We start from the raw sequence: 22,180 nt of genomic DNA, 5'->3' as shown, positions 1-22,180 counted from the left end.
GTTCTACGCCTGTCGGCGGTCGCTTGCCTGGTTACAGTGGTGCGGTGACGCACGACCAGCACGGCCTGGCCATGACGGGGGCGGGAGCGGCCGCGGTCCGGCACTACGACCAGGCGATCGACGAGCTGCTGCACTTCCGGGTGGAGGTCGACGCCGAGGCGAACGCGGCGCTGGCCGAGTCGCCCGACTTCCCGATGGGCAACGTCCTGGCGGCCTACCTGGGGCTGCTGACCACCGAGGCCGAGGACGCCCGCACGGCGCGGGCGCGGTTCGGGGCGTTCCGGCGCCGGATCGACGAGACGTCGCTGCTCCCCCGCGAGCGGGCGCACGTCACCGCCGTGCAGGCGCTGCTCGACGGCGACTTCCTGACCTGCGGCGCGCTGCTCGGCGAGATCACGGTGGCGCACCCGCGCGACGCCCTGGCGCTGGCCGCAGGCCATCAGGTCGACTTCTTCACCGGCGACGCGCGCATGCTGCGCGACAGGATCGGCGGGGCGCTGACCGCCTGGCGCGACGACGACCCCCATTTCGGGCACGTGCTCGGCATGTACGCGTTCGGCCTGGAGGAGGCCGGGCACTACGACCGGTCCGAGGAGGTCGGGCTGCGGGCGGTCGAGCTCAACCCGCGCGACGTGTGGGGCATCCACGCGGTGGTGCACACCTACGAGATGCAGGGGCGCTTCGGCGACGGGCTGCGCTACCTGGACGCGCGGGTGCCCGACTGGTCGGCGGGGACGTTCTTCAACATCCACAACTGGTGGCACTACTGCCTCTACGCGCTGGAGGCCGGGAACGAGGCGCGGGCGCTGGCGATCTACGACGCGGTCCTGGCGGACGGGCAGTCCTGCATGGAGCTGCTCGACGCCGCCGCCCTGCTCTGGCGGCTCCACCTGGAGGGTTCCGACCAGCACGAACGCTGGCGGGCCCTGGCCGAGGCGTGGCCGCCGCGGATGGCCGAGCCGTTCTACGCCTTCAACGACATGCACGCGGTGATGTCGTACGTGGGGGCGGGGCGGATCGCGGACGCGGACAAGCTGATCGCGGGGCGGGCGGCGTACGTGCGGAAACCTCGCCCCGAGATCGGGGTCACCAACCACGACATGACGCTCAGGGTCGGGCTGCCGGTGTGCCGGGCGATGGTGGCCTTTGGACGCGGCGACTACGCCGAGGTGGTGGACCTGCTCTATCCGATCCGGCACCGGGTCAACGAGTTCGGCGGCAGCCACGCGCAGCGCGACGCGGTGCAGCGGACGTTGCTGGAGGCGGCGATCAGGGGCGGGCGGCGGGAGGTGGCGCGGGTCCTGGTGAGCGAGCGGATCAGCGTGCGGCCGTGCAGCCCGTACAACTGGCTCAAGCGGGCGGCCCTGGCCGACACCCTGGGCGACCGGGCCGCCGCGACCGCCGCCCGGCTGCGCGCGGACGAACTGGCCGGCGCCCGATCACCGGCGCCGCCGGACGAACCGGTCGAGGCGCCCTGACCGCGAGCCCCGCCGGACGGACCGGCCCCCGAATGTGCAGGGACGCCTGGGCGCGAGGTTGTCGGTGCCGGCGAGTAGGGTCCCCCGTATGGATCGGCAACTCACCTTGATGGTCGTGCACGCCCACCCCGACGACGAATGCCTGAGCACGGGCGGCATCTTGGCCCACTACACCGCGGAGGGCGTCCGCACTGTTCTGGTCACCTGCACCAACGGCGAGCAGGGAGACGACCAGGACGGCCGCAAACCGGGCGACCCCGGCCACGACGACGCGGCGGTGGCCGAGCGGCGGCTGGCCGAGCTGCGTGAGTCGGTGGCCATTTTGGGCATCGACCACCTGGAGTTGCTGGGCTACCGTGACTCCGGCATGGAGGGCTGGGAGGGCAACGGCCATGCCGACGCCTTCGCCAACGTGCCCGTCGAGACGGCCGCCGCCAAGCTGGCCGCGCTCATGGAGCACTACCGGCCGCAGGTCGTGGTGACCTACGACGAGACGGGCGGCGGCGGTTACGGCCACCCCGACCACGTCCAGACCCACCGCGTCACGGTGGCGGCGACCGAGTCGAGCGGCGTCCCCGACAAGCTCTACTACACGGCCATGCCCCGCACGGCCATGAAGCGCATGTTCGAGATGATGGTCGAGCACGGCGTCGACCTCGGCGGCTTCGAGCCCTCCGACGACTTCGGCACCCCCGACGAGCGGGTGACGACCGTCGTCGACGTGGCGCCCTACGTCGAGCACAAGCTGAAGGCGCTCAAGGCGCACGAGAGCCAGGGGGAGAACATCTTCCTGCTGCGCATGCCGGACGACGTGCAGCAGACGGCGTTCTCCCATGAGGCGTTCGAACGGGTGCTGAGCAAGGTCGACGCCCCAGCCCACGAGGAAGATCTCTTCGCGGGGCTCCGCGACGACTGACCACCCGCCCGAGGCCGGGCCAGGGCAGGCAGGGCAGAGTGCTCCGGGGTCCGCCCCGGAGCACCATCGTTGAAAGTTTCATCGTTACGCCGCCGTCCTCGCAGATCGCCGCACTGTGCCCCTCGTGGTGATTGAGGTCCGGCCGTATCGTTGCCTACGGTGCTGACATCCGCCTCCGGCGATCCAGTCAAGGAGTCCGTCATGCGCGCCCGTGCCGTACCGGCCCTGATCCTGGCCCTGATCGCACTGGTCATCAGTGCTCCCGAAGCACGTGCCCAGGTGGTGGGCGGGTTCGACTTCGCCCGGGCGGAGGTGTCCGTCACGGGCCTGCAGGTGCCGTGGGCCCTGGCGTTCCTGCCGGACGGCAGCGGGCTGGCGTCCGAGCGGAACACCGGGCGCATCATGCAGGTGCGCCCCGGCCAGACGCCCGTCCAGGTCGCCACGATCAGCGGGGTGAGCGCCTCGGGTGAGAGCGGCCTGCTCGGCATCGCGGTCTCGCCCACCTACGCCCAGGACGGCTGGGTGTACGCCTACTTCACCAGCACCAGCGGCGACAACCGTCTGGTCAGGTTGCAGCTCAGCGCCCCGCAGACGCAGACGGTGATCTTCTCCGGCGTCCCGAGCGCCACCATCCACGACGGCGGCCGCATCGCCTTCGGCCCCGACGGCATGCTGTACGTCGCCACCGGCGACGCCGGTGCCACGAGCAACGCCCAAAACCTCAACAGCCCCGCCGGCAAGATCCTGCGCATGACGCCCACCGGCGGGATCCCCTCGGGCAACCCCTTCTCCGGCTCCCGCGTCTGGAGCTACGGCCACCGCAACGTCCAGGGCCTGGCCTGGGACACGCAGGGCCGGATGTACGCCACCGAGTTCGGCCAGAACACCTGGGACGAGGTCAACCAGATCGTCGCGGGCGCCAACTACGGCTGGCCCACCTGCGAGGGCACCTGCGGAAACTCCTCCTTCCGCGACCCGATCGTCACGTGGACGACGGCCCAGGCCTCGCCGAGCGGGCTGGCCTACGCCAACAACACGCTCTTCGTGGCGGCGCTGCGCGGGCAGCGGATCTGGGCGGTGCCGCTCAACTCGGGCGGCACGCCGGGCACGCCGGTGCCCGAGCTCCAGTCGGCGTACGGGCGGCTGCGCGGGGCCGCGGTCGGGCCCGACGGCTGGCTCTGGGTGACGACCAGCAACCGCGACGGCCGCGGCACTCCGGTGGCGCAGGACGACCGCGTCATCCGTATACCTCCGGCCACGAGCGGCACCGACACCAGCCCGCCGACCGCGCCGGGCAACCTGGCCGCCTCCGCAACGACGGCCACCGCCACCACCCTGTCGTGGGCGGCCTCGACCGACAACGTGGGCGTGAGCGGCTACGACGTCCTGCGCGCCCCGGGCGCCTCCGGCGGCTCGTTCACCCAGGTGGGCACGTCGGCGACCACGTCGTTCACCAGCACGGGCCTGACCGCGAGCACCACCTACCGCTTCCAGGTACGCGCCCGCGACGCCGCCGGCAACCTCTCCCCGGTCTCCGGCACGGTCACGGTCACCACCTCCTCCGGCGGCACCACGGGCGGCTGCACGGCCACCGCGACCACGCAGACCCAGTGGAGCGGCGGCTACGTGATCCAGCCCGTCACGGTCGCCAACAGTGGCACCTCCGCGGCCACCGGCTGGGCGGTGACGTTCACGCTGCCCACCGGTCACACGGTCACCGGCTCCTGGAACGCCGCCCTGACCGTCAGCGGCCAGACCGTCACGGCGCGCAACGCCGGGCACAACGGCACGCTCTCCCCCGGCCAGAGCACCACGTTCGGCTTCCAGGCCGGCCGCCCCAGCGGCAACACCCAGGTGCCGACCGGCTATCAGTGCACGAGCCCCTGACCTGAGCCCCGCGGGAACGAGGGCGACGGCTCAAGGCAGCCCAAGGACGGCGGCTCACGGCGTCCCGAAGACAGCGGCTCACGGCGTCTCGCGCACGCCGGCTCAAGGCGTTCCGCGGACGCCGGCGATCAGATCCAGCCGCGCCGGGTCGCCTCCATGGCGACCTGGAAGCGGGTCTGCGCCCCGAGGCGGCGCATCAGCCGGGTGATGTGGCGCTGCACCGTGCGCTCGCTCCAGCCCAGTGCCCGGCTGGCCGACTTGTCGGTCGCGCCCGAGGCCAGCAGCGTGAGCAGCCGCTCCTCGTCCTGCGACAGCTCCCCGCCGGGAGCCGTCAGCCGTACCGGGACACTTCGCTCCCACAGCGCCTCGAACAGCGCCACGAGCGCGTCCAGCAGCGGTGACGGGTGGATCAGGTACGAGGCCGTCACCACGCTGTCGCCCGCCCGCAGCAGCGGGATGATGGCCAGCCGGTCGTCCGAGATCGCCAGCTTCATCGGCAGGTCGGCGGCGATCCTGGCCTGCTCCCCGTGCTGCATCCCGGCCGTCACGTCCTCCAGCCACCCGGGCAGTTCGAGCACGGTGGTGTCGTAGATGACGCGGTACTTCACGCCGCGCCGCAGCAGGTTGAGCTCGATCGGGTTCGACTCGGTGTGCTCCTGCGGCGCGGCGTAGGGCGGCCGGTCGAAGCCGCGCATCTGGACCCGCGTGTCCTGCTGCATCTGCACCCACCGGTGGTTGACCTCGTCGCGGCCGGAGACGACCTCGATCAGCTCGCCGGGGTGGGCGAAGCGGGTGCTCGCCCGGTAGACGTCCATGAGCGCGCGGATGTGCGTGCGGACGCCGTCGAGCTCCCGTTCGCGCTCGCGCAGGATGGCCTCGAGGCTGCTGTCGGGCGAGACGGCGACGTAGCGGGTGGGGCGGCCGGTGGAGCGGGTGGCCAGGCCGAGGCCGACGAGCGACTGCAGGATGCGCCGGGCGGCCGTGGCCGGCAGGTGGCAGTCGGCGACGATCTCGGTGACCGTCGCCTGGGTCCTCCGGACGAGGGCGTCGTACACCTCCTCGTCCTGATGACCGAGTCCGATCGCCTCGAGCACGCCCGCCTCCCGGTGTCGGGTTCACGTCACATGACAGAAACTCGTCACTAACCGATCTTGTCAGGAAATGTCGCAGGATGTCAGCGTTCAGGAGCCCCATCGGCCTCTGTGGCCACATCAGTGAAGGAGCACCATGCCGCTGTCCCCCCGACGGTTCCCTGGGCGACGCCTGCTGGCCGCCCTCTTACCCGCCGTACTGCTGACGACAGGGACGGCCGGCACGTCCGCGAGCCCGGCGATGGCCGTGACGGCCGAACCCGCGCCCGCGCCCGCGCCCGGGAAGATCGCGCCCGAGCTGGCCGCGAAGATGCGCGGGACCGGCGCCCGCCTGGAGGCGGCCGTCGTGCTGCGCACGCCGCAGGACCCGCCCGCGATGACCTCTCCCGCCGAGGCGCGCGCCGCGCTGACCGCGAGCGCCGCGCCCGTGCAGGACCCCGTGGCCCGGCTGGTCGAGTCGCGCGGCGACCAGGTGGTCAACACCTTCTGGCTGAAGAACATGCTCCTGGTACGCGCCTCGCCCGCCACCCTGCGCGCCCTGGCGGGCAACGACCTGGTCGACCGGATCATCCCCAACTTCACGCTGACCGCCCCCGAGCCGGGCAAGCACGCCCTGCCGGCGACGGCGCAGGCCACGACCTGGGGCGTCGCCAAGATCGGCGCGGACCGGGTGAGCGCCGAGCACGGGCTGACCGGCAAGGGCGTGCGCGTGGCCGTGCTGGACACCGGCATCGACGCCGCCCACCCCGACCTGGCCGGCCGCCTCGTCACCGACGACGCCGCGGACCCCAGGCACCCGGGCGGCTGGATCGAGTTCGGCCCCGACGGCACGCCCGTCGCGAGCGAGCCGCACGACAGCAGCTACCACGGCACCCACGTGGCCGGCACGATCGCGGGCGGCGACGCCTCCGGCACGCGGATCGGGGTCGCGCCGGGCGCCGAGCTGATGGCCGGGCTGGTCATCCCCGGAGGGCGGGGCACGCTGGCGCAGGTGGTCGCGGGCATGCAGTGGGCGCTGGCGCCGTACGCGGCGGACGGGACCCCTGCGGGGCGCCCGGCCGACGTGGTGAGCATGTCGCTGGGCGTCGAGGGGTACGCCGACGAGCTCGTCGAACCGGCCAGGAACATCCACCGGGCCGGGGCGTTCCCCGCCTTCGCCATCGGCAACGACTGCGTGCCGGGCCGCTCGGCCACGCCGGGCAACGTGTACGAGTCGGTGTCCGTGGGCGCCACCGACGTCGACGACGACGTGGCCGACTTCTCCTGCGGCGGCGTGGTCGAGCGGGGCGACTGGTTCGACGCGCCGCCGGAGTGGCCGGACTCGTACGTCGTACCGGACGTGTCGGCGCCCGGCGTGGACGTGGTGTCGGCCGTCCCCGGTGGCGAGTACGCGGCCCTGAACGGCACCTCGATGGCCACCCCGCACGTGTCCGGCACGGTCGCCCTCATGCTCGAGGCCCGTCCCGGCCTGACCGTGGACGCGGCCACGGAGATCCTCACCGGCACGTCCGTGTCGGACGACCGCTACGGCCCGCGCCCGAACCCCCGCGTCGGCCAGGGCCGCATCGACGCCTACGCCGCCGTCGCGGAGGCGGCGCTCACGAGCGGCGTACGCGGCGTCGTCACCGACGAGCGCACCCGCCGGCCGCTGGCCGGGGTGCGGGTCGCCAGGCCGGACGGGCGCGGCGTCGAGACGGACGCGGAGGGCCGCTTCGAGCTGCGGCTGCCGGCCGGGGACCACGGGATCACGCTGTCCCGGTTCGGCTACGAGAGCGAGCGGGTCCCCGTCCGCGTGCGGGCCGACCGGCTCACGGAGGCGAGCCCGGCGCTGACGCCGACGCGCAGGGGCACCATCTCGGGCCGGGTGACCTACGGCCCGACGGACTCGGCGGTGCCCGGCGCCACGGTCACGGTCCTCGACGTGCCCGACCGGCTGACCGCGGCCACCGGCCCCGACGGCCGGTACACCCTCAAGGACGTCCCCGTCGGCGACTACCGGATCGCCGCGCACGCACCGGGGGTGTCGCGCTCCGAGCCCGTGCCGGTCGGGGTGAGCCGGGGCCCGGCCACCGCGGACGTGACGCTGCCGCGCGTGCCCGCCACCGAGCGGGTGTCGCTGGGCTCCGACGGGCGGCAGGGCAACCACGAGGCGTGGTGGCCCGAGCTGAGCGGCGACGGCTCCGTGGTGGTCTTCGCCAGCCCGGCGTCGAACCTGGGCGAGGACGAGGACACCAACGGCGAGCTGGACATCTTCGCCACCGACCTGCGTACGCGGGTGACGAAGCGGATCTCGGTGCCGTCCGGCGGCGGGCAGGGCGACGCGTTCTCGCTGTCGCCGACGATCAGCCAGGACGGGCGGTTCGCCGGGTTCAACAGCGGCGCCACGAACCTGGTGCCCGGCGACACGAACGGCCAGACCGACGCGTTCGTGCACGACCGGCAGAGCGGGACGACGGAGATGGTGTCGGTGTCGCCGGCCGGTGTACCCGGCGACGGCCTGTCGGGCTCGCCGCGGCTGAGCGCCGACGGCCGGTACGCGGTCTTCGTCAGCGACGCCGCCGACCTGGTGCCCGGTGACACGAACGAGCGTACCGACGTGTTCCTCCGCGACCGGCGGACCGGCACGACCGAGCGCGTCTCCATCGGGCAGGACGGCTCCCAGGCGGACGGGCATTCGCGCGAGGCGACGATCAGCGCCGACGGCCGGTACGTGGCGTTCCAGAGCGACGCCGCCGGCCTGGTGCCGGGCGACGGCAACGGCGTGATCGACGTGTTCGTGCGCGACCGGGAGACCGGGACGGTCAAGCGGGTCACGGGGCCGTACCCGGAGACCGAGAGCAGCGCGCCGGTGATCAGCGCCGACGGCACGGCCGTGGCCTTCGGCAACGGGGTGGGCCTCGGTGAGCTGTACGTGCACGACCTGGCCACCGGAAGGTCGGATCTGGTGTCGGTGACCACGGACGGCAGGCCGGCGAACGCCATGTCGTTCGCGCCCTCGCTCAGCGGCGACGGGGACAAGGTCGCCTTCTACAGCGACTCGGGCCTGCTCGTCGCCGGCGACGCCAACGGCCGGAACGACGTGTTCGTGCGCGACGTGGCGGCCGGCACCACCACCCGCGTCTCGGCCGGGCTCCAGGGCGAGGAGGGCGACGGCTACTCCGACCTGCCGTCGATCAGCGACGACGGGCGGTACCTGGTCTTCGAGAGCACCTCCGCCAACCTCGTCGAAGGCGACACCAACCGGCGCTCGGACGTGTTCGCGCACGACCTGGTGGCCGGGCCCGAGGCGCTGTTCGCGGTGGCCGGGCTGGAGGTGGCGAAGGTCCCCAGGACCGGGGACGTGCGCGTCTCGGCGCTGGTGAAGAACGTGGGCGAGCGGGCGGGCTCGTACGAGGCGGTGCTGCGGGTGAACGGGGTGGTGGAGCGGCGGCGTACGGTGGCGCTGGACCCGGGCCGGAGCACCACGATCGCCTTCGACGTGCACCGGAACGCCCTGGGCACCTACACGGTGGAGCTCGGCCCGCTGACCGGCCGATTCACGATCCCGTGACGGCTCGCTCCGGGCGGTTCACGATCGAGGACCGGCCGGAGGGGGGAGTTCGCCTGAGCCCCGCACGATGAGGCGGGTCGGCACCGTCGCCCGGCGGGCGCGGGACCGGTCGCCGTCGAGCCGCGCCAGCACCAGCTCGGCCGCCGCGGCCCCGACGGCGGCCGGGTCCTGGGCCACGACGGTCAGCGGCGGGTCGAGCACCTCGGCCAGCGGCAGGTCGTCGAAGCCCACGAGCGCCACGTCCTTGCGCCCCGCCCGCGACAGCGCCACCACCGCGCCCATCGACGCGAAGTTGTTGCCCGTGAAGACGGCCGTGGGCGGGTCGGCGAGTGCTAAGAGCCGCAGGGTGGCGGCCGCCGCGGCCTCCATGTCGTGACCGGTCTCCACCAGCGACCGGTCGAACGGCAGACCCGCCTCCTCCAGCGCGTCGCGGTAGCCCTGGAAGCGTTCGCGGCGGGTGTAGAGGGTGGCGGGCACGTCGGCCACGAAACCGATCCGGCGGTGGCCGTGGGAGATCAGGTGCGCCACCCCGGCCCTCGAGCCCTCCCGGTTGGCGCTGACCACGCAGTCGGCCGTCAGCCCGACGGCCGGGCGGTCGAGGAAGACGATCGGCAGGCCGGCCACGCGCTCGGAGCGCAGGTGGCGGTGGTCGCCGGCGGCGGCGGGCACGACCATGAGGCCGCTGACCCTGCGGGCCAGGAACGTCGCGATCAGCGACTGCTCCAGCCCGGCCGTCTCGTCGGAGGAGCCGACGATGAGCGTGAGCCCGCGGGCGCGGACGGCGCTCTCGACGCCGCCCGCCACCGTGCCGAAGAACGGGTTGCCCATCTCGGGGATGACCAGGCCGATCGCGGCGTCCCGCGCGCCGACGCGCATGTTGCGGGCCATCAGGTTGGGCTGGTAGCCCAGCTTCCTGACCGCCTCCATGACGCGCTCGCGGGTCTCGACCGCGACCGGGCCGTCGTCGTTGAGCACCCGCGAGACCGTTTTCGCCGTGACGCCGACCTCACGCGCCACATCTGTCATCGTCGGACGCCGCATTTCGCCCATGCTAGTGGCCCACGTCAGGACAGCCCGATCGCCTTGGCCGCGCTCGCGTCGCGCACCACGGACTTGCCGTCCGTCACCTGGAGCGCGCCCGTCATGATGGCCACCACCTCGGCCATGCTGTGGTCGCCGGGGTTGATCTCGGCGACCCGGCGGCCCAGCCGCTGGACGTGGATGCGGTCGGCGATCTCGAACACGTGCGGCATGTTGTGGCTGATCAGCACGACCGGCGTGCCACGGTCGCGGACCTGCTTGATCAGGTCGAGCACCTGGCCGGACTCCTTGACGCCGAGCGCGGCCGTCGGCTCGTCCATGACGACGACGTGCCGGGCCCAGGCGACCGCCCTGGCCACGGCCACACCCTGCCGCTGCCCGCCGGACAGCGACTCGACCGGCTGCGTGAGCGAGCGCAGCCCGATCTTGAGCTCGGCCATGTACTGGGCCGACTCCCTGCGCATGCGTTTCTTGTCGAGCATGCGGAAGACCGTGCCGAGCACGCCCGGCTTGCGGACCTCCCGGCCCAGGAACATGTTCGTCGCGATGTCGAGCGAGGCCGCGATCGCCAGGTCCTGGTAGACGGTCTCGATGCCGTGCCGGCGGGCGTCGAGGGGGTCGCGGAAGCGCACGGGCTCGCCGTCGAGGCGGATCTCGCCGGAGTCGGGCTGCACCGCGCCGGTCAGCGCCTTGATCAGGCTGGTCTTGCCGGCGCCGTTGTCGCCGATGACCGCGAGCACCTCGCCGGGCATCAGGTCGAAGTCGGCGCCGTCGAGCGCGGTCACGTGCCCGTACCGCTTGACCAGGCCGCGAGCCTGGAGCACCGGGGTGGTCATCGGGTCCTCCTGCGGGAGAGCTGGTCGACGGCGACCGCGAGGATCACCAGGATGCCGGTGATGAGCGTCTGGTAGATCGACGGTACGCCCATGAGCTGCAGGCCGTTGCGGAACACCCCGACGATGAGCGCTCCGACGAGCGTCCCCAGGACCAGGCCCCGGCCGCCGAACAGGCTGGTGCCGCCGAGCACGACCGCCGTGATGCTGTCCAGGTTGTCGGTCTGGCCGGCCTGGGGGTCGCCGACTCCGGTACGGGAGACGAGGAGCAGGGCGGCGATGCCGTACACGAGGCCGGCCAGGGTGTAGACGCCGATGGTCAGGCGGCTCGTCCTGATGCCGGTCAGGCGGGCGACCTCGGGGTTGTTGCCGAGGGCGTACACGTGCCGGCCCCACGCGGTGGAGCCCAGCAGGTACGCGAACAGCAGGAACAGCAGGATCGTCAGCAGCGACCCGTAGGTGACGTTCGTCTGCCCGACCTGGAACGTCTGCCCCAGGAACGTCAGCAGCGCGGGCAGGTCCGTGACCGTCTGCTCGTTGGAGTAGATGTGGGTCAGGGCGAAGACCACGTTCAGCATGCCCAGCGTCACGATGAACGGCGGCAGCGAGATCCGTGTCACCAGCAACCCGTTGACCAGCCCGAACCCGGCGCAGACGGCCAGCCCGGCGGCGACGGCGAGCAGCGGCGGCAGGCCGCTCTCCACCGCCAGCTTGGTCATCACGATCCCGCCGAACGCCATGATCGCGCCGCACGCCAGGTCGATGCCCGCGGTCAGGATGATCAGGGTCTGGCCGATGGCGAGCGTGCCGACCACCATGACCTGCTGGATGATCAGCGAGAAGTTGGAGCCGGTGAAGAACTGGTCGGTGTTGAGCCCGAAGAACAGGCAGGCGAGCAGCAGCGCGGCCAGCGGCCCGGCGACGGGCGTGCTGATCAGGCGGCGCGGCAGCGTGGCTTCCATCACGGCCATGCTCAGCCCCAGCAGTTGGCCAGGCCGAAGGCGGTGTCCTTGCCCTCGACCCCGGAGACGGCCTTGTCGGTGATCAGGGTGACGCCGGTGTCGGTGTACCCGGCGGCCTTCTGACCGCCCTTGGCGAACGTGGCCACGGCCTTGACGCCGTCCTCGGCCATCTTGAGCGGGTACTGCTGGCTCGTGGCGGCGATCTGTCCCGACTGCACGGCCTTGGTGCCGGTGCAGCCGCCGTCCACGGAGACGATCAGCACGTCCTTCTCACGCCCCTTGGCCTTCAGCGCCGTGTACGCGCCCAGCGCCGCGGGCTCGTTGATGGTGTAGACGAGGTTGATGTCAGGGGCCTTCTGCAGGCAGTTCTCCATGGCGGTCTGGCCCTTGGCCTGGTCGCCGCGGGTGTCCTGGGAGCAGACGATGGACGGGTCGCCCTCCGCGACGCCGAACCCCTTGAGGAAACCGTCGTGCCTGAGCTGGCCGACCGTGATGCCGGGGGCCAGGTCCAGCGTGGCGATCTTGGCGGGTTTGCCGGCCATGGCGCCCTTGGCGTACTGGCCGATCAGCTCGCCCGCCTTGAGGTTGTCGGTGGCGAACAGCGCGTCGGTGGCGTCCTGCGGCTCGGTCGGGGTGTCGAGCGCGATCACCATCACCCCCGCGTCCCGCGCCTTCTTGATCGCCGGGACGATGGCCTTGGTGTCGCTCGGCGTGATGAGGATGCCCTTCACGCCGGCGGCGACCATGTTCTCGATCGCGGTGATCTGGGCGGCGTTGTCGCCGTCGAACTTGCCCGCGGCGCTCATCAGCTCCATGCCGTTGGCCTGGGCGGCCTTCTGCGCGCCTTCCTTCATCTTGACGAAGAAGGGGTTCGTCTCGGTCTTGGTGATCAGGCCGACCTTGGCCGCGGAGGAGGAGGTGCTCTCCCCGCTCCCGCCGCTTCCGCCACAGGCGGTGACGAGGAGGGCCGTGGCCAGAAGTCCAGCCGAAAGCTTTGCAATCATGGGCGGTTCCTATCAGGGGGTACTCGATGTCATCGTTGACATATGTCAACGTTGACATCCGCTGTGCTGCGATGATGAACTCCGATTCGAGAAACGTCAATGCCCCCATGCCGTAACAAATCGGCAACGTGCCCCCGAAAGGCAGACCCGATGATCGCTGTCCTGGGCGAGTGCGTCGCCGACGCGTTCCTTACCCGGCCCTCGGCCTCCGACACACCCACGACAGACAGCGCCCTTGACACGAACGGCCTTTCCGCGGTCGGCGGCACCCTGACGAGCGGCACCTCCACCGTGGCGGTCGGCGGCTCCGGCGCGGCGGTCGGCGGCTCCGCCATGGCGGACGGCGGCTTCGCCGCGACCAGCGGCACCTCCGCCGCCACGGGCGGCCGTTCCGCCACGGTGGGCGGGTTTTCCGGGGTGGCGGGCGGGTTTTCCATGGCGGGTGGTGGGCTGACGTTGCGGGTGCTGCCCGGGGGTGGGCCGGCCAACACGGCAGTGGCGCTGGCCAGGCTGGGCGACCCCACACGCTTCCTCGGCCGCCTCTCCCGGGACGCGTTCGGCGAGCTGTTCCGCGCCCGCCTGACCTCCTCAGGCGTGGACCTGACGGCCGCCCCGGAGGCCGCGGAGCCGAGCACGCTGGCGGTGGCCGCCCTCGACGCGCACGGCCACGCCGAGTACACCTTCTACGCCGACGGCACCGCCGACTGGCAGTGGACCCCGTACGAGCTGGACCTGGCCCGGCTGAGGCCGCTCACCTGCCTGCACACCGGCTCCCTGGCCCTGGTCAGGCCGCCCGGCCGCGAGGCGGTGGAGGCCTTCGCCAGGGCGGCCGCCCGTGAGGCGACCGTTTCCATCGACCCCAACGTCCGCCCCAGCCTCGCCGCCAAGGACGACTACCAGGTGGAGCGCTGGTGCGCGTTCACCGACATCCTCAAGCTCAGCGAGGACGACCTGGACTTCCTGCTGCCGGGCGCCTCCCTGGAACGTGCCTGCGACACCTGGCACGCGGCGGGCGCCCGGCTGGTCGTCGTCACCCGCGGCGCGGCGGGCGCGCTGGTGTCTCTGGACGGCGAGCGGGCCGAGGTGCGTGCGCCGAAGGTGGAGGTCGTGGACACGGTCGGGGCCGGCGACTCGTTCACGGCCGGGCTCCTGCACGACCTCGGGGCGAAGGGGCTGCTGGGCGGCCGTCTCGACGGGCTCGGCCTGGAGGCGGCGGTGGAGGCGGCGACGTTCGCGGCACGCGTGTCGGCGCTGACGTGCTCGGTCGCGGGCGCCAACCCCCCATGGGCCCACCAGCTCACCGAAAGATGATCAAGCTCTGACGCAGCCCTCCAGGTCCTCCAGCAGGTGAGGCACCACCAGCTCCTCGGGCACCGCCACCCCGTGCGCGCGCATGGCCGGGGCGAGCCCCGGGTCCCAGGGCGCGTCGGTCACCCGGCCGGGTGCGAGGGCGGAGGGCGGGCAGCCGTCCAGGGCTCGCAGGTAGTCGGCGGTGGACATGCGCCACGGCACGGCGCCGGTCTTGGCCATCGTGTACGCGGCGATCCGCAGCCCCTCGCCGTCGAAGTCGCCGTGATAGTGCAGCCGAGCCCCCGGCAGCGAGCGCAGCAGGCGGACGGCGGCGCTGTTGGGCCAGCCCGAGGTGCAGACCATCGGCGGGCAGGAGGCGCCGAACCGCTGCTGGGCCAGGGCCAGGACGGTCGGGTTCTCGACGACCCGGATGTCCCGGTCCGGCAGGCGCAGCGGCTCTCCGAGCTGGGCGAGGGTGATCACGCTGGCCTCGCCGTCCCAGATGCGCAGCACCCGGGCCAGGGCGGTGTCGCCGGCCGGGCGTAAGCCGGCGACCAGCACCGTCGTGGACAGGGCGTCGCAGGCCACGCCCGCCCGCTCCCACAGCGCCCGCCTCGCCTCGGCGCCCTCCGGGGCGGGGACGTCGTACAGGATGGACAGGGATTTGAGGACCAGCGACGACAGGCGGGTGCCCTCGTCGAGGGCGTGCGGGTCGCCGGTCACGGCGGCGGCCACCGCCGCCAGCGGGCGGCCCGCGGCGGGCAGCGCCTGCAGCACGGCCAGGGCCCGTTCGAGCAGGTCGCGGCCCGCGCGTACGGCGGACAGCGCCAGCAGGGCGGGCTCGGCCACGACCGCCGGATGCGTGGCGAACCAGTCGAGCAGGGCCGCGCGCTCCTGCCGCCGCTCCGCCCGCCTGGCCCGGCGGTCGTCGACGGGGCCGATCACCGCCTCGGCGACGGTGCGTACGTCGAGCCCCAGCGCCCCTTCGAGCCGGCCCACGTCGATGGTGACGGCCGGGCCCGGGTAGCGGTCGAGGCCGAGCAGGTCGGCGACGGCGGCCTGCTGCTCGGCGTCGAGCCCGGACACCCTGACCCGGCTGACCCGGTGGCCGGAGGAGAGCCGCTCGTGCAGGGCCTGCCAGACGGGCCGCAGCTCCGCCGCCCGCAGCCGGTGGGGGACCTCGGTCATTCGCCCGGCACCGTCCGGTAGCCGTTCCACACGAACCGCGCCGTCGTCACCGCGTCGTCCCCGTCGCCCGTGATGAGCTGGTGGATCGCGATCCCGTCGAGCTCCCGGTATTCGCACCACTCGTGGTCGGAGGTGAGCACCAGGTCCAGCCCCAGATCCACCAGCAGGTCGAACACCTGCCCCCGGTTCGTCTTGTCCACGCCCACGAACACCTCGTCCAGCAGGATGAACCGCGGGCACCCCGGGTCGGTCTGGTAGTGCGCGGCCACGGCGGCGAACAGCGGCAGGTGCAGGGCGATCGCCTTCTCCCCGCCCGACAGCGCCCCGTGCAGCTTCCGTGTCAGGTCCTGCCAGCCCTGCCCGTCGCCCCGGTCGAGCCTGACCACGAAGCGGTGCCAGGCGGTGTAGTCGAGCACCTTCATGAGCTGGTCCTCCCAGCTCGCCGAGGAGTTGTCGGCCCGCGCCTCCTCCACGCGGTCCCTGAAGAAGAGGTAGAGGGCCTCCTTGTCGGCCTCGCTGAGCCCGGCCGGGTCGCGCAGCAGCAGGTCGCGGGCGGCCCGGGTGCCGGCCGACTGGGTGGGATCGACCTGCCACACCAGCCGCACGGCCACGCGGGAGGCGGTGCGGACGCGTTCGAGGCGCTGGTTCATGCCCTCGACCAGCGCGGTCGCCTGCCTGATGCGGTCGGCCAGGTGCCGCCGCGTGTCGCCGGCCAGCGTGCGGTCGAACAGGTCCCGCTCGGCCTCCGTGATGTCGGAACGCCGCTCGTCGCGCTCCTTGCGCAGCGCCTTGCTGAGCGCCGCCGCCCCCGCCCGGACGCCGCTGACGGTGGCGGTCAGCACCTGCACGTCCTCGTCCGGCGCCAGCTCCAGATCGGCCCGGTCGGCCAGGATCTCCCTGGCGTGGTGGAAGGCGTCCTGCAGCCGCGCCTCGGCCTCCCTGACGTTCTTGTGCTCGTACGGCACCGCCGCCAGCTCCTCGGCCACGGCCCTGGCCGCCTCCAGGACGGCGCGCACCCCGGCCTCGGGGGCCAGCTCGATCGTCACCCGCGCGTCGGCGGGCAGATGGCCGGCCGCCAGGCGCCGGAACCGGTCGGACACCTCGTCCCGCGTCAGCCCCGCCTCGGCGTGCCTGTCCTCGGCGATGCCGAGCTCGCCCTTGAGCCGGCCGAGCCGGGCGTTGAGCCGGGCCAGCTCGTCGTTGACCGACTTGATGCGGCGGCGGCACGCCTGGTAGGCGGTCTGGGTCTCCTGGAGCTGTTCGAGGACGCGCAGGTGCTCGACGCCGACCGTGGACTCGATCGCGGCCAGCCGCTCGGCCAGCACGACGGCGCCGGCCGCGGCCTCCTCGGCGCGTTCGACGGCCTCGACGGCGAGCCGCTCGTAAGCGCGGGCCGTCTCGGCGGCGAGGTCCGCGCGTTCCCTGGCGGCGCGGGCGTCGGCGCGCCGGTCGTGCCAGACGGTGCCGGTCGTCTCGGCCGTGCGCAGGGCCGCTTCGAGGTTGTCGAGCGCGGGCAGCCCGGTGGGCAGGGCGTGCCCGGCCGCCAGCTCGGTGAGCCGCCGCAGCGACCGGCCGACCTCCTGCTCGCGTTCGTGCAGGCGCCGCTCGTAGGCCCGCAACTGGTCCTCCAGCAGGGCCACCTTCTTCACCGCGCCGTCGAGGGCCTGGACCGCGTCGGCGTAGGACTTCCTGTCGGGCCTGCGGCGCACCTCGGCGGTCAGCGTGTCACGGTCGCCCTCGACCACGGCCATCAGGTGGTCGCACTCGGCGATGCGGCCGGCCAGCTCGCCGAGCCGGTCGTCGAGCTCGGCGACGCGGCGGCGCCTGGCGCGTTCGCGGGCGGTGGCACCGATGTAGGAGGGCTCGGGCTTGACCCAGCGGCCCGTGGCCGGGCCCAGCCGCCAGGTGCCGTCGGCGCCGATGACGGCCGGGTGGTCGACGCCGATCGCGGTGGGCGCGAAGGCGATCCCGGACAGCACCGTTTCGGCCTGGACCGGGGAGTCGACCTCGGTGAGGAGCACGTGGGCCAGGCTGTAGCCGGGGGCGGGCCTGGACAGCGCGGCCACGGCGAACGCGTCGTGCTCGCCCGGGTCGAACCCGCCGTCGGGCCGCAGCCACAGGTCGAGCAGGCCCGCGGCCTCGAGCCCGGCCTCCACCCCCGCCTGGGCGACCGGGTCGAGCCCGGACCGGAACGCGACGGCCCGCCACAGCGGGGTGCCGGGGCGTCCGGACCTGGAGGCCGTACGGGTGTGCGGGGCGGGCGGCTCCAGCACGGTCTGGTCGCCCAGCCGCTCGCGTTCCTGGGCCAGCTCGGCCCGCTCGGCCGCCAGCCCTTCGCGCAGCCCTCTCAGGTGCTGCTCGCGGGCGGCCAGCTCGACGGCGGCCATCGTCCGGGCCGTGCTCACCAGGTCGTCGGCGCGCTCGAAGTCCTCGGCCCAGCCGGCCAGCGTGCCGGGGTCGAGCTGGAGCTGGGTGCAGCCGCCCGCCCACTCGGCCAGCGCGCCGGACAGGTCGGCGGCGCGCTCGTCGCGCAGGCGTTCGGCCTTGTCGTGGGCGGCCTGGGCGCCGGCGAGGTCGTCGCGGGCCTGGTCGCGGTCGTGCTCGGCGACGGTGCGGCGGTTGATGGCCTCGTCGTGGTGGAGGGCCCCGGCCCTGACCTCCCTGATCTGGGCGCCCCGGCTGGTGACGGCGGCCCGCAGCAGCTCCCTGGCCCTGCGCACGGCCCCGTCACTGTCGACGACGTCGGCCTCGTCCTGCGCGGATCGGGCGCGCCCAGGCTCGTTCTCCGTGGATCGGGCGCGTTCGTGCTCGTCCTGGGCGGATCCCGCTCGTTCGGCCTCCTCGTGGACGGTGAGGAGGCCTGCGCGTTCGGCCGCGTGGCGGGCCTCCGCGCGGGCGCGGTCGGCGAGCCGCCCTGCCGTACGGGCCGTGCCGGCGGCCTCCGCGGACAGCTCCTGCTTGCCCGTGACCGACCGGGCCGCCTCCCCCGCCTGGTCGCGCAGCCGGGCCGCCGCCTCGTGCGCCGCCTGCGCCTGCGTACGGAGCCGGTGCAGGTCACCCCCGGCCCGGTAGGCCTCACTCTCCTTCAGCCCGTCGACCTGCGCGGCCAGCGCCAGTTCCTGGGCCTCCTCCTCCCCCAACCGCAGCGTGGCGGCGTGCAACTCGGCCTCGGCCTCCTTGAGCCCCTCCCGCCGGGCCTTGGCCTCCGCCGCCGCCGCGTCGATGGCGTATCCCGCCGAGGTCACCGCCGCCGCGGCGGCCCGCAGGACGCGCTGGGCGTAGCCGCGCTGCCGGGTGGCGAGCCGGTCGGCCTCCTCCACGTCGCGGTCGAGCAGGCGCAGCTCCTCGCGCTGCCGGTCGAGCCGCTCGAACCCCTCCGCGATCTCGTGGATCTCGCCCTCTCCCAGGGGCGGCAGGGCGCTGGACAGCAGGTCGGACAGCAGCCCGGGGTCGAGGCGCTCGGAGAGCTTGGGGGTGCGGAGCTGGCGCAGCGCGGTGAGGAGGGAGTCGTAGCGCTGCTCGTTGAGCGCCCGGTAGAGCGTCTGGCGCACGACCGTACGGTAGGACTCGGCGGACTCGTGGACCTTGCCCGACGCGCCCAGCTCGTCGGCGAGCTGGGCCTTGGTCAGCGGCTGGCCGCCCTCGCCGGTGAGCCGGATGCCGTCGGGGGTGTCGACGCGGGCCTCGGCGGTGAAGTAGGCGGCGGTGACGTTCTTGGTGTGGATGGTGGCCTGGAGCCGGGCGCCGCAGGTGAACCAGCGGCCGTCGGCGTGCCCGAACTCCAGCCACACGTAGCCGACCCGGGTGGCGCCGCCCGCGCCGTCGCCCATGAGGTTCCAGTGCATGGTGCGCTCGGTGCCGCCGAACGTGGACAGCCTGCTCGGCTTCAGGCTGGCGTCCAGCACGTACGGGAGCAGCAGCTCCAGCACCTTGGACTTGCCGCTGCCGTTGGGCCCGCGCAGCAGCAGCCGGCCCCGGTGGAACTCGAACACCTCGTCGTAGTAGCGCCACACGTTGAGGATCCCGGCCCGCACCGGAGTCCAGCGGGCGTCCACGCCGTGCCCGGCGCGCGACGGGGTGAGCTCGGTGACTGTCATGAGTCCTCCTGGATGGCCGCGCCACGGTCGACCCGGTAGCGGGCCGCGGCGGGCAGGGCGGTGACCTCGTCACCCGTACGGCGGGCGAGCCCGAACCACTCGAGCACCTCCAGCGCGTCGGCGGCCAGCCGCGGCCCGCCGCCGTCGGACTGGTAGGCCTTGGCCCACTGCGGGAACCGGCCCAGCAGCCCGGTGGCCTCGGTGTCGAGCCGGGCCGTGGTGACGGGGCCCGAGGTGACGAGCAGGTCGAGCATGAGCAGGGCGGCCACCTTGGCGTGGCTGCTGTCGTCGGGGAACTTCGTGTCGGTGGCCGTCGCGTCGGGATCGACGAGCAGGAAGCCCTCGGCGCGTTCCTCGAGCACGAACCCGGCCTCTTCGGCGGCGCGGCGGAGGATCTGGCGGCCGGTGAGGGAGGCGGCGTAGGCGAGCTGGGCGGGGGTCAGGTCGTCGCGGTAGACGACGGGCTCGTCGAGGAGGCCCCGGATGAGGGAGTGGCGGGCCCACAGGTTGCGCTGGGTCTCGGTCGGCTCGTCGCCTCCGTAGCGGGCCTCCACGGTGAGGGCGTCGAGCGGCTCCGCCGCGCGGGACGGCGGCATCGGGGCGGCCAGCAGCCTGATGACGCGGGTGGTGTCGACCCGGTAGAGGACCTTGGCGTCCTCGTCGTCGAGGTAGGAGTCGGTGGCGCCGTCCATGGCGGTGACGGCGCCGAAGTGCTCCAGCAGCTTGAGGGCGTCGACGAACGCGGCCCGCTCGTCGTTCCTGACCGGGTCGAACGCCGGCACGTCCGCCTCCACCGCGGCCGCCTGAACCACCCGCTGGGCCAGCATGCCGATGGTGGTGACGGGCGAGGTGAGCAGCTCGGCCGCGCACAGGCACAGCAGCGTGTAGCGGCGGCGGTCGAACGGCGCCCTCGTGCTGCGGCGGCGCCGGGCGGGCCGGGTGGCGCTCGCCTCGGAACGGACCTTGACCAGGCGCGCGTAGCCCTGGCGCGACTCGACGACGAGCCGCCAGCCGCAGAAGTAGTCGAACCACTGGATCAGCGGCTGCCGGCGTTTCCTGATCAGGTCGAAGGCGGCGGGATCGTCGTGCAGGGAGACGAGCGGCCGCCCGAGCAGGGTCCTGATCGCCCGCGCGATCTCCTCCTTCTCGGCCCTGACGAGCTGGTTGGCCAGACTGCTCACGCGCCCGCCACCCGCCCGTGCCGCTCCTCGGCCCCGGGGCCGCTCGCCCGCCGGTCACCGGCGTCGCCCAGCGAGCGCACGTCGATGAGATAGTCGGGCCCCCGGAACCAGCCCTCCGAGGTGCGCAGCACCGCCACCGCCCCGTCGTCGGGAGGCCGCAGCACGATCTCCACCCTTCCGTCGGAGGTGACCGCGCGCCGGAACCCGGTCGAGTCGGGCCGCTCGGCCAGCGCCCTGCCGAGCAGGTCGAGCAGCCGGCCGAACGTGTCGTGGCCGAGCTTGCCCAGCCGCGACAGCCGCATCGCGCCCGTCGTGGCCAGGGCCGACCAGGCGGCCTCCAGCTCGGCCCGCTCCTTCTCGGCCCGTGCCCTGCGCTCGGCCCGCAGCGCCGTCACGTCGCGCACCCTTCCCGTGCGCCCCATCCGCTCCGTGCGCCCCCGTGACCGCAGCAGCGCCGACACCTCGACCGGCTCCGCCTCCGCCCACGGCACCCCGGCCGGGATCAGCTCGGCGTCGGCGTGCCCGAGATGCGCGTGCCGGGCGGAGCCGAGCCCGAACGCCGCGTCCCACAGCCGGTGCGCGTCGTCCTCGCCGGCCGCGGTGGCGAACCAGCGGGCCAGCGTACGGAAGTCGGCGGCGGCGCTGGAGGAACGGCGGCGCGAGTCGGTGATCCGGTCGAGCACCTGCAACAGCGACACGATCGCCCGCCGCGCCACGTCGTGGAGCTGCCGCACCCGCGGCACGCCGCCGTCCTCGGGCGCGAACCACGACCGCAGCCCCTCCCATCGGGCCGCCCGCGCCGCCAGCCACGGCGTCACGGGATCGGCGCCCGGCACCTTCGGCAGATCGGCCCCGTCGAGCGCGCGGGCGTGCAGCACGCTCACGCCGTGGGCGGCCACCGCGCGCAGCGCCGCCGCGATGGTGTCGCCGCGCTGCTCCAGGTTGGTCACGAACTCCTGGAGGTAGGCCACCGTGGCGGCCTTGACCTCGTGAAAGGTCGCCAGGTCCGTGCCCTCGACCCGCAGCAGCCGCTGCAACTCGCCGTTGAACTGCTTGGTGTTGCCGCGCAGCCCGTCGAGGTGCCCCTCCAGCTCCTGAAGGCTGGTGAAGACGCGCCGGTTGCGGCCCGGGTCGGGGTCGCGCAGCAGGTCGTCGAGCTCCCCCAGCCGGTCGGCGACCGCGTCGAGCACGGCGGTCTGCAGCGCCCCCGCCGACGCCAGCATCGCCATGGCGTGCTGCACCCCGGCGAACGCGGCCTCTCCGCGCTTGGTCAGCGAATATTGCAGGTTCTTGCGTTCGTACTCCTCGGCGGTGGCGAAGCTGCCCGCGTGATTGAAGATCACGTCGAGCAGTTCCCAGCCGACGAGCTGCTTGAGCGTCCCGGCCAGGTCGGGCTCGGCGACCGGCGCGAACCACCCCACCGCGCGCAGCCGCTCGTGCACCTCCTCGACGGTCAGCGCCGTCTCGAGCCGTTCGTTGGCCTCCCCGAAGGCGTAAAGGACCGCGGTGTGCAGGTCGGCCCGCTCCGTGGTGGTGAACCGGAACATCTCCGGCGGCACCCGTGGCAGCTCCGCCATGGCCCCACTCCCCTCGCCCCATGACTCCCCACGCACGCAACCGTAGCGGGAGAGGCCGACGCGACGGCTGCGGTTTGCGAGCAGA

General features: G+C 73.5%; 14 protein-coding genes. 5 read left to right on the top strand and 9 right to left on the bottom strand.

Annotation, left to right across the window (positions count from 1 at the left end; all coding sequences use genetic code 11):
• The first annotated feature begins 44 nt into the window (after window positions 1-44).
• The 3 genes from AB0I15_RS53790 (at window position 45) to AB0I15_RS53780 (ending at window position 4,281) form a co-directional block, all read left to right on the top strand.
• Complete coding sequence (locus tag AB0I15_RS53790) at window positions 45-1,478, top strand: tetratricopeptide repeat protein (RefSeq protein WP_358115196.1); 1,434 nt, start codon at window positions 45-47, stop codon at window positions 1,476-1,478.
• Between the two features lie 88 nt (window positions 1,479-1,566).
• Window positions 1,567-2,394: a PIG-L family deacetylase gene (locus tag AB0I15_RS53785; RefSeq protein WP_358115193.1), complete on the top strand. Its 828-nt coding sequence runs from the start codon at window positions 1,567-1,569 to the stop codon at window positions 2,392-2,394.
• 201 nt (window positions 2,395-2,595) lie between these two features.
• Window positions 2,596-4,281, top strand: coding sequence for a PQQ-dependent sugar dehydrogenase (locus tag AB0I15_RS53780; RefSeq protein ID WP_358115190.1), 1,686 nt, complete (start codon window positions 2,596-2,598; stop codon window positions 4,279-4,281).
• A gap of 128 nt (window positions 4,282-4,409) precedes the next feature.
• Here the strand turns inward: AB0I15_RS53780 and AB0I15_RS53775 are convergent, their stop codons facing one another.
• On the bottom strand, window positions 4,410-5,375 hold the full coding sequence (locus tag AB0I15_RS53775) for a helix-turn-helix domain-containing protein (protein ID WP_358115187.1): 966 nt from the start codon (window positions 5,373-5,375) through the stop codon (window positions 4,410-4,412).
• 133 nt (window positions 5,376-5,508) lie between these two features.
• Between AB0I15_RS53775 and AB0I15_RS53770 the strand changes: the two genes are divergently transcribed.
• Complete coding sequence (locus AB0I15_RS53770; RefSeq protein ID WP_358115184.1) at window positions 5,509-8,922, top strand: S8 family serine peptidase; 3,414 nt, start codon at window positions 5,509-5,511, stop codon at window positions 8,920-8,922.
• An 18-nt stretch (window positions 8,923-8,940) separates the two neighbouring features.
• On the opposite strand, the gene AB0I15_RS53765 is transcribed toward AB0I15_RS53770, so the two are convergent.
• Genes AB0I15_RS53765 through AB0I15_RS53750 form a run of 4 tightly spaced genes read right to left on the bottom strand, consistent with a single transcriptional unit; the run spans window position 8,941 to window position 12,762 of the window.
• Entirely contained in the window at window positions 8,941-9,963 is a 1,023-nt protein-coding gene (locus AB0I15_RS53765; RefSeq protein WP_358115181.1) for a LacI family DNA-binding transcriptional regulator, read from the bottom strand.
• Window positions 9,964-9,986: 23 nt separating this feature from the next.
• Window positions 9,987-10,799, bottom strand: coding sequence for an ATP-binding cassette domain-containing protein (locus AB0I15_RS53760; protein ID WP_358115178.1), 813 nt, complete (start codon window positions 10,797-10,799; stop codon window positions 9,987-9,989).
• On the bottom strand, window positions 10,796-11,758 hold the full coding sequence (locus AB0I15_RS53755; protein ID WP_358115174.1) for an ABC transporter permease: 963 nt from the start codon (window positions 11,756-11,758) through the stop codon (window positions 10,796-10,798). The genes AB0I15_RS53760 and AB0I15_RS53755 overlap by 4 nt, the downstream gene beginning before the upstream one ends.
• An 11-nt stretch (window positions 11,759-11,769) precedes the next feature.
• Window positions 11,770-12,762 carry a sugar ABC transporter substrate-binding protein gene (locus AB0I15_RS53750; RefSeq protein ID WP_358115172.1) on the bottom strand — a complete coding sequence of 331 codons (993 nt, stop codon included), beginning with the start codon at window positions 12,760-12,762 and terminating at the stop codon, window positions 11,770-11,772.
• A gap of 150 nt (window positions 12,763-12,912) precedes the next feature.
• Here AB0I15_RS53750 and AB0I15_RS53745 point away from each other — a divergent pair, with 150 nt between their 5' ends.
• Complete coding sequence (locus AB0I15_RS53745; RefSeq protein WP_358115169.1) at window positions 12,913-14,073, top strand: carbohydrate kinase; 1,161 nt, start codon at window positions 12,913-12,915, stop codon at window positions 14,071-14,073.
• On the opposite strand, the gene AB0I15_RS53740 is transcribed toward AB0I15_RS53745, so the two are convergent.
• Genes AB0I15_RS53740 through AB0I15_RS53725 form a run of 4 tightly spaced genes read right to left on the bottom strand, consistent with a single transcriptional unit; the run spans window position 14,074 to window position 22,095 of the window.
• Window positions 14,074-15,240: a TIGR02679 family protein gene (locus tag AB0I15_RS53740; protein WP_358115166.1), complete on the bottom strand. Its 1,167-nt coding sequence runs from the start codon at window positions 15,238-15,240 to the stop codon at window positions 14,074-14,076.
• A complete protein-coding gene (locus AB0I15_RS53735) occupies window positions 15,237-19,337 on the bottom strand; it encodes a TIGR02680 family protein (protein ID WP_358115163.1) in 4,101 nt (1,366 codons plus the stop codon). The genes AB0I15_RS53740 and AB0I15_RS53735 overlap by 4 nt, the downstream gene beginning before the upstream one ends.
• Window positions 19,334-20,518, bottom strand: coding sequence for a TIGR02678 family protein (locus AB0I15_RS53730; RefSeq protein ID WP_358115160.1), 1,185 nt, complete (start codon window positions 20,516-20,518; stop codon window positions 19,334-19,336). The genes AB0I15_RS53735 and AB0I15_RS53730 overlap by 4 nt, the downstream gene beginning before the upstream one ends.
• Window positions 20,515-22,095, bottom strand: a complete 1,581-nt coding sequence (locus AB0I15_RS53725) for a TIGR02677 family protein (protein ID WP_358115157.1) — start codon at window positions 22,093-22,095, stop codon at window positions 20,515-20,517. Before AB0I15_RS53725 ends, AB0I15_RS53730 begins: the two co-directional genes overlap by 4 nt.
• Between the last annotated feature and the right edge of the window lie 85 nt (window positions 22,096-22,180).

This window comes from Nonomuraea sp. NPDC050643 (assembly GCF_040654715.1).
Taxonomy (GTDB): Bacteria; Actinomycetota; Actinomycetes; order Streptosporangiales; family Streptosporangiaceae; genus Nonomuraea.
The sequence above is the reverse complement of the archived record's forward strand: the minus strand, read 5'-3'. Positions and strand labels throughout refer to the sequence as shown.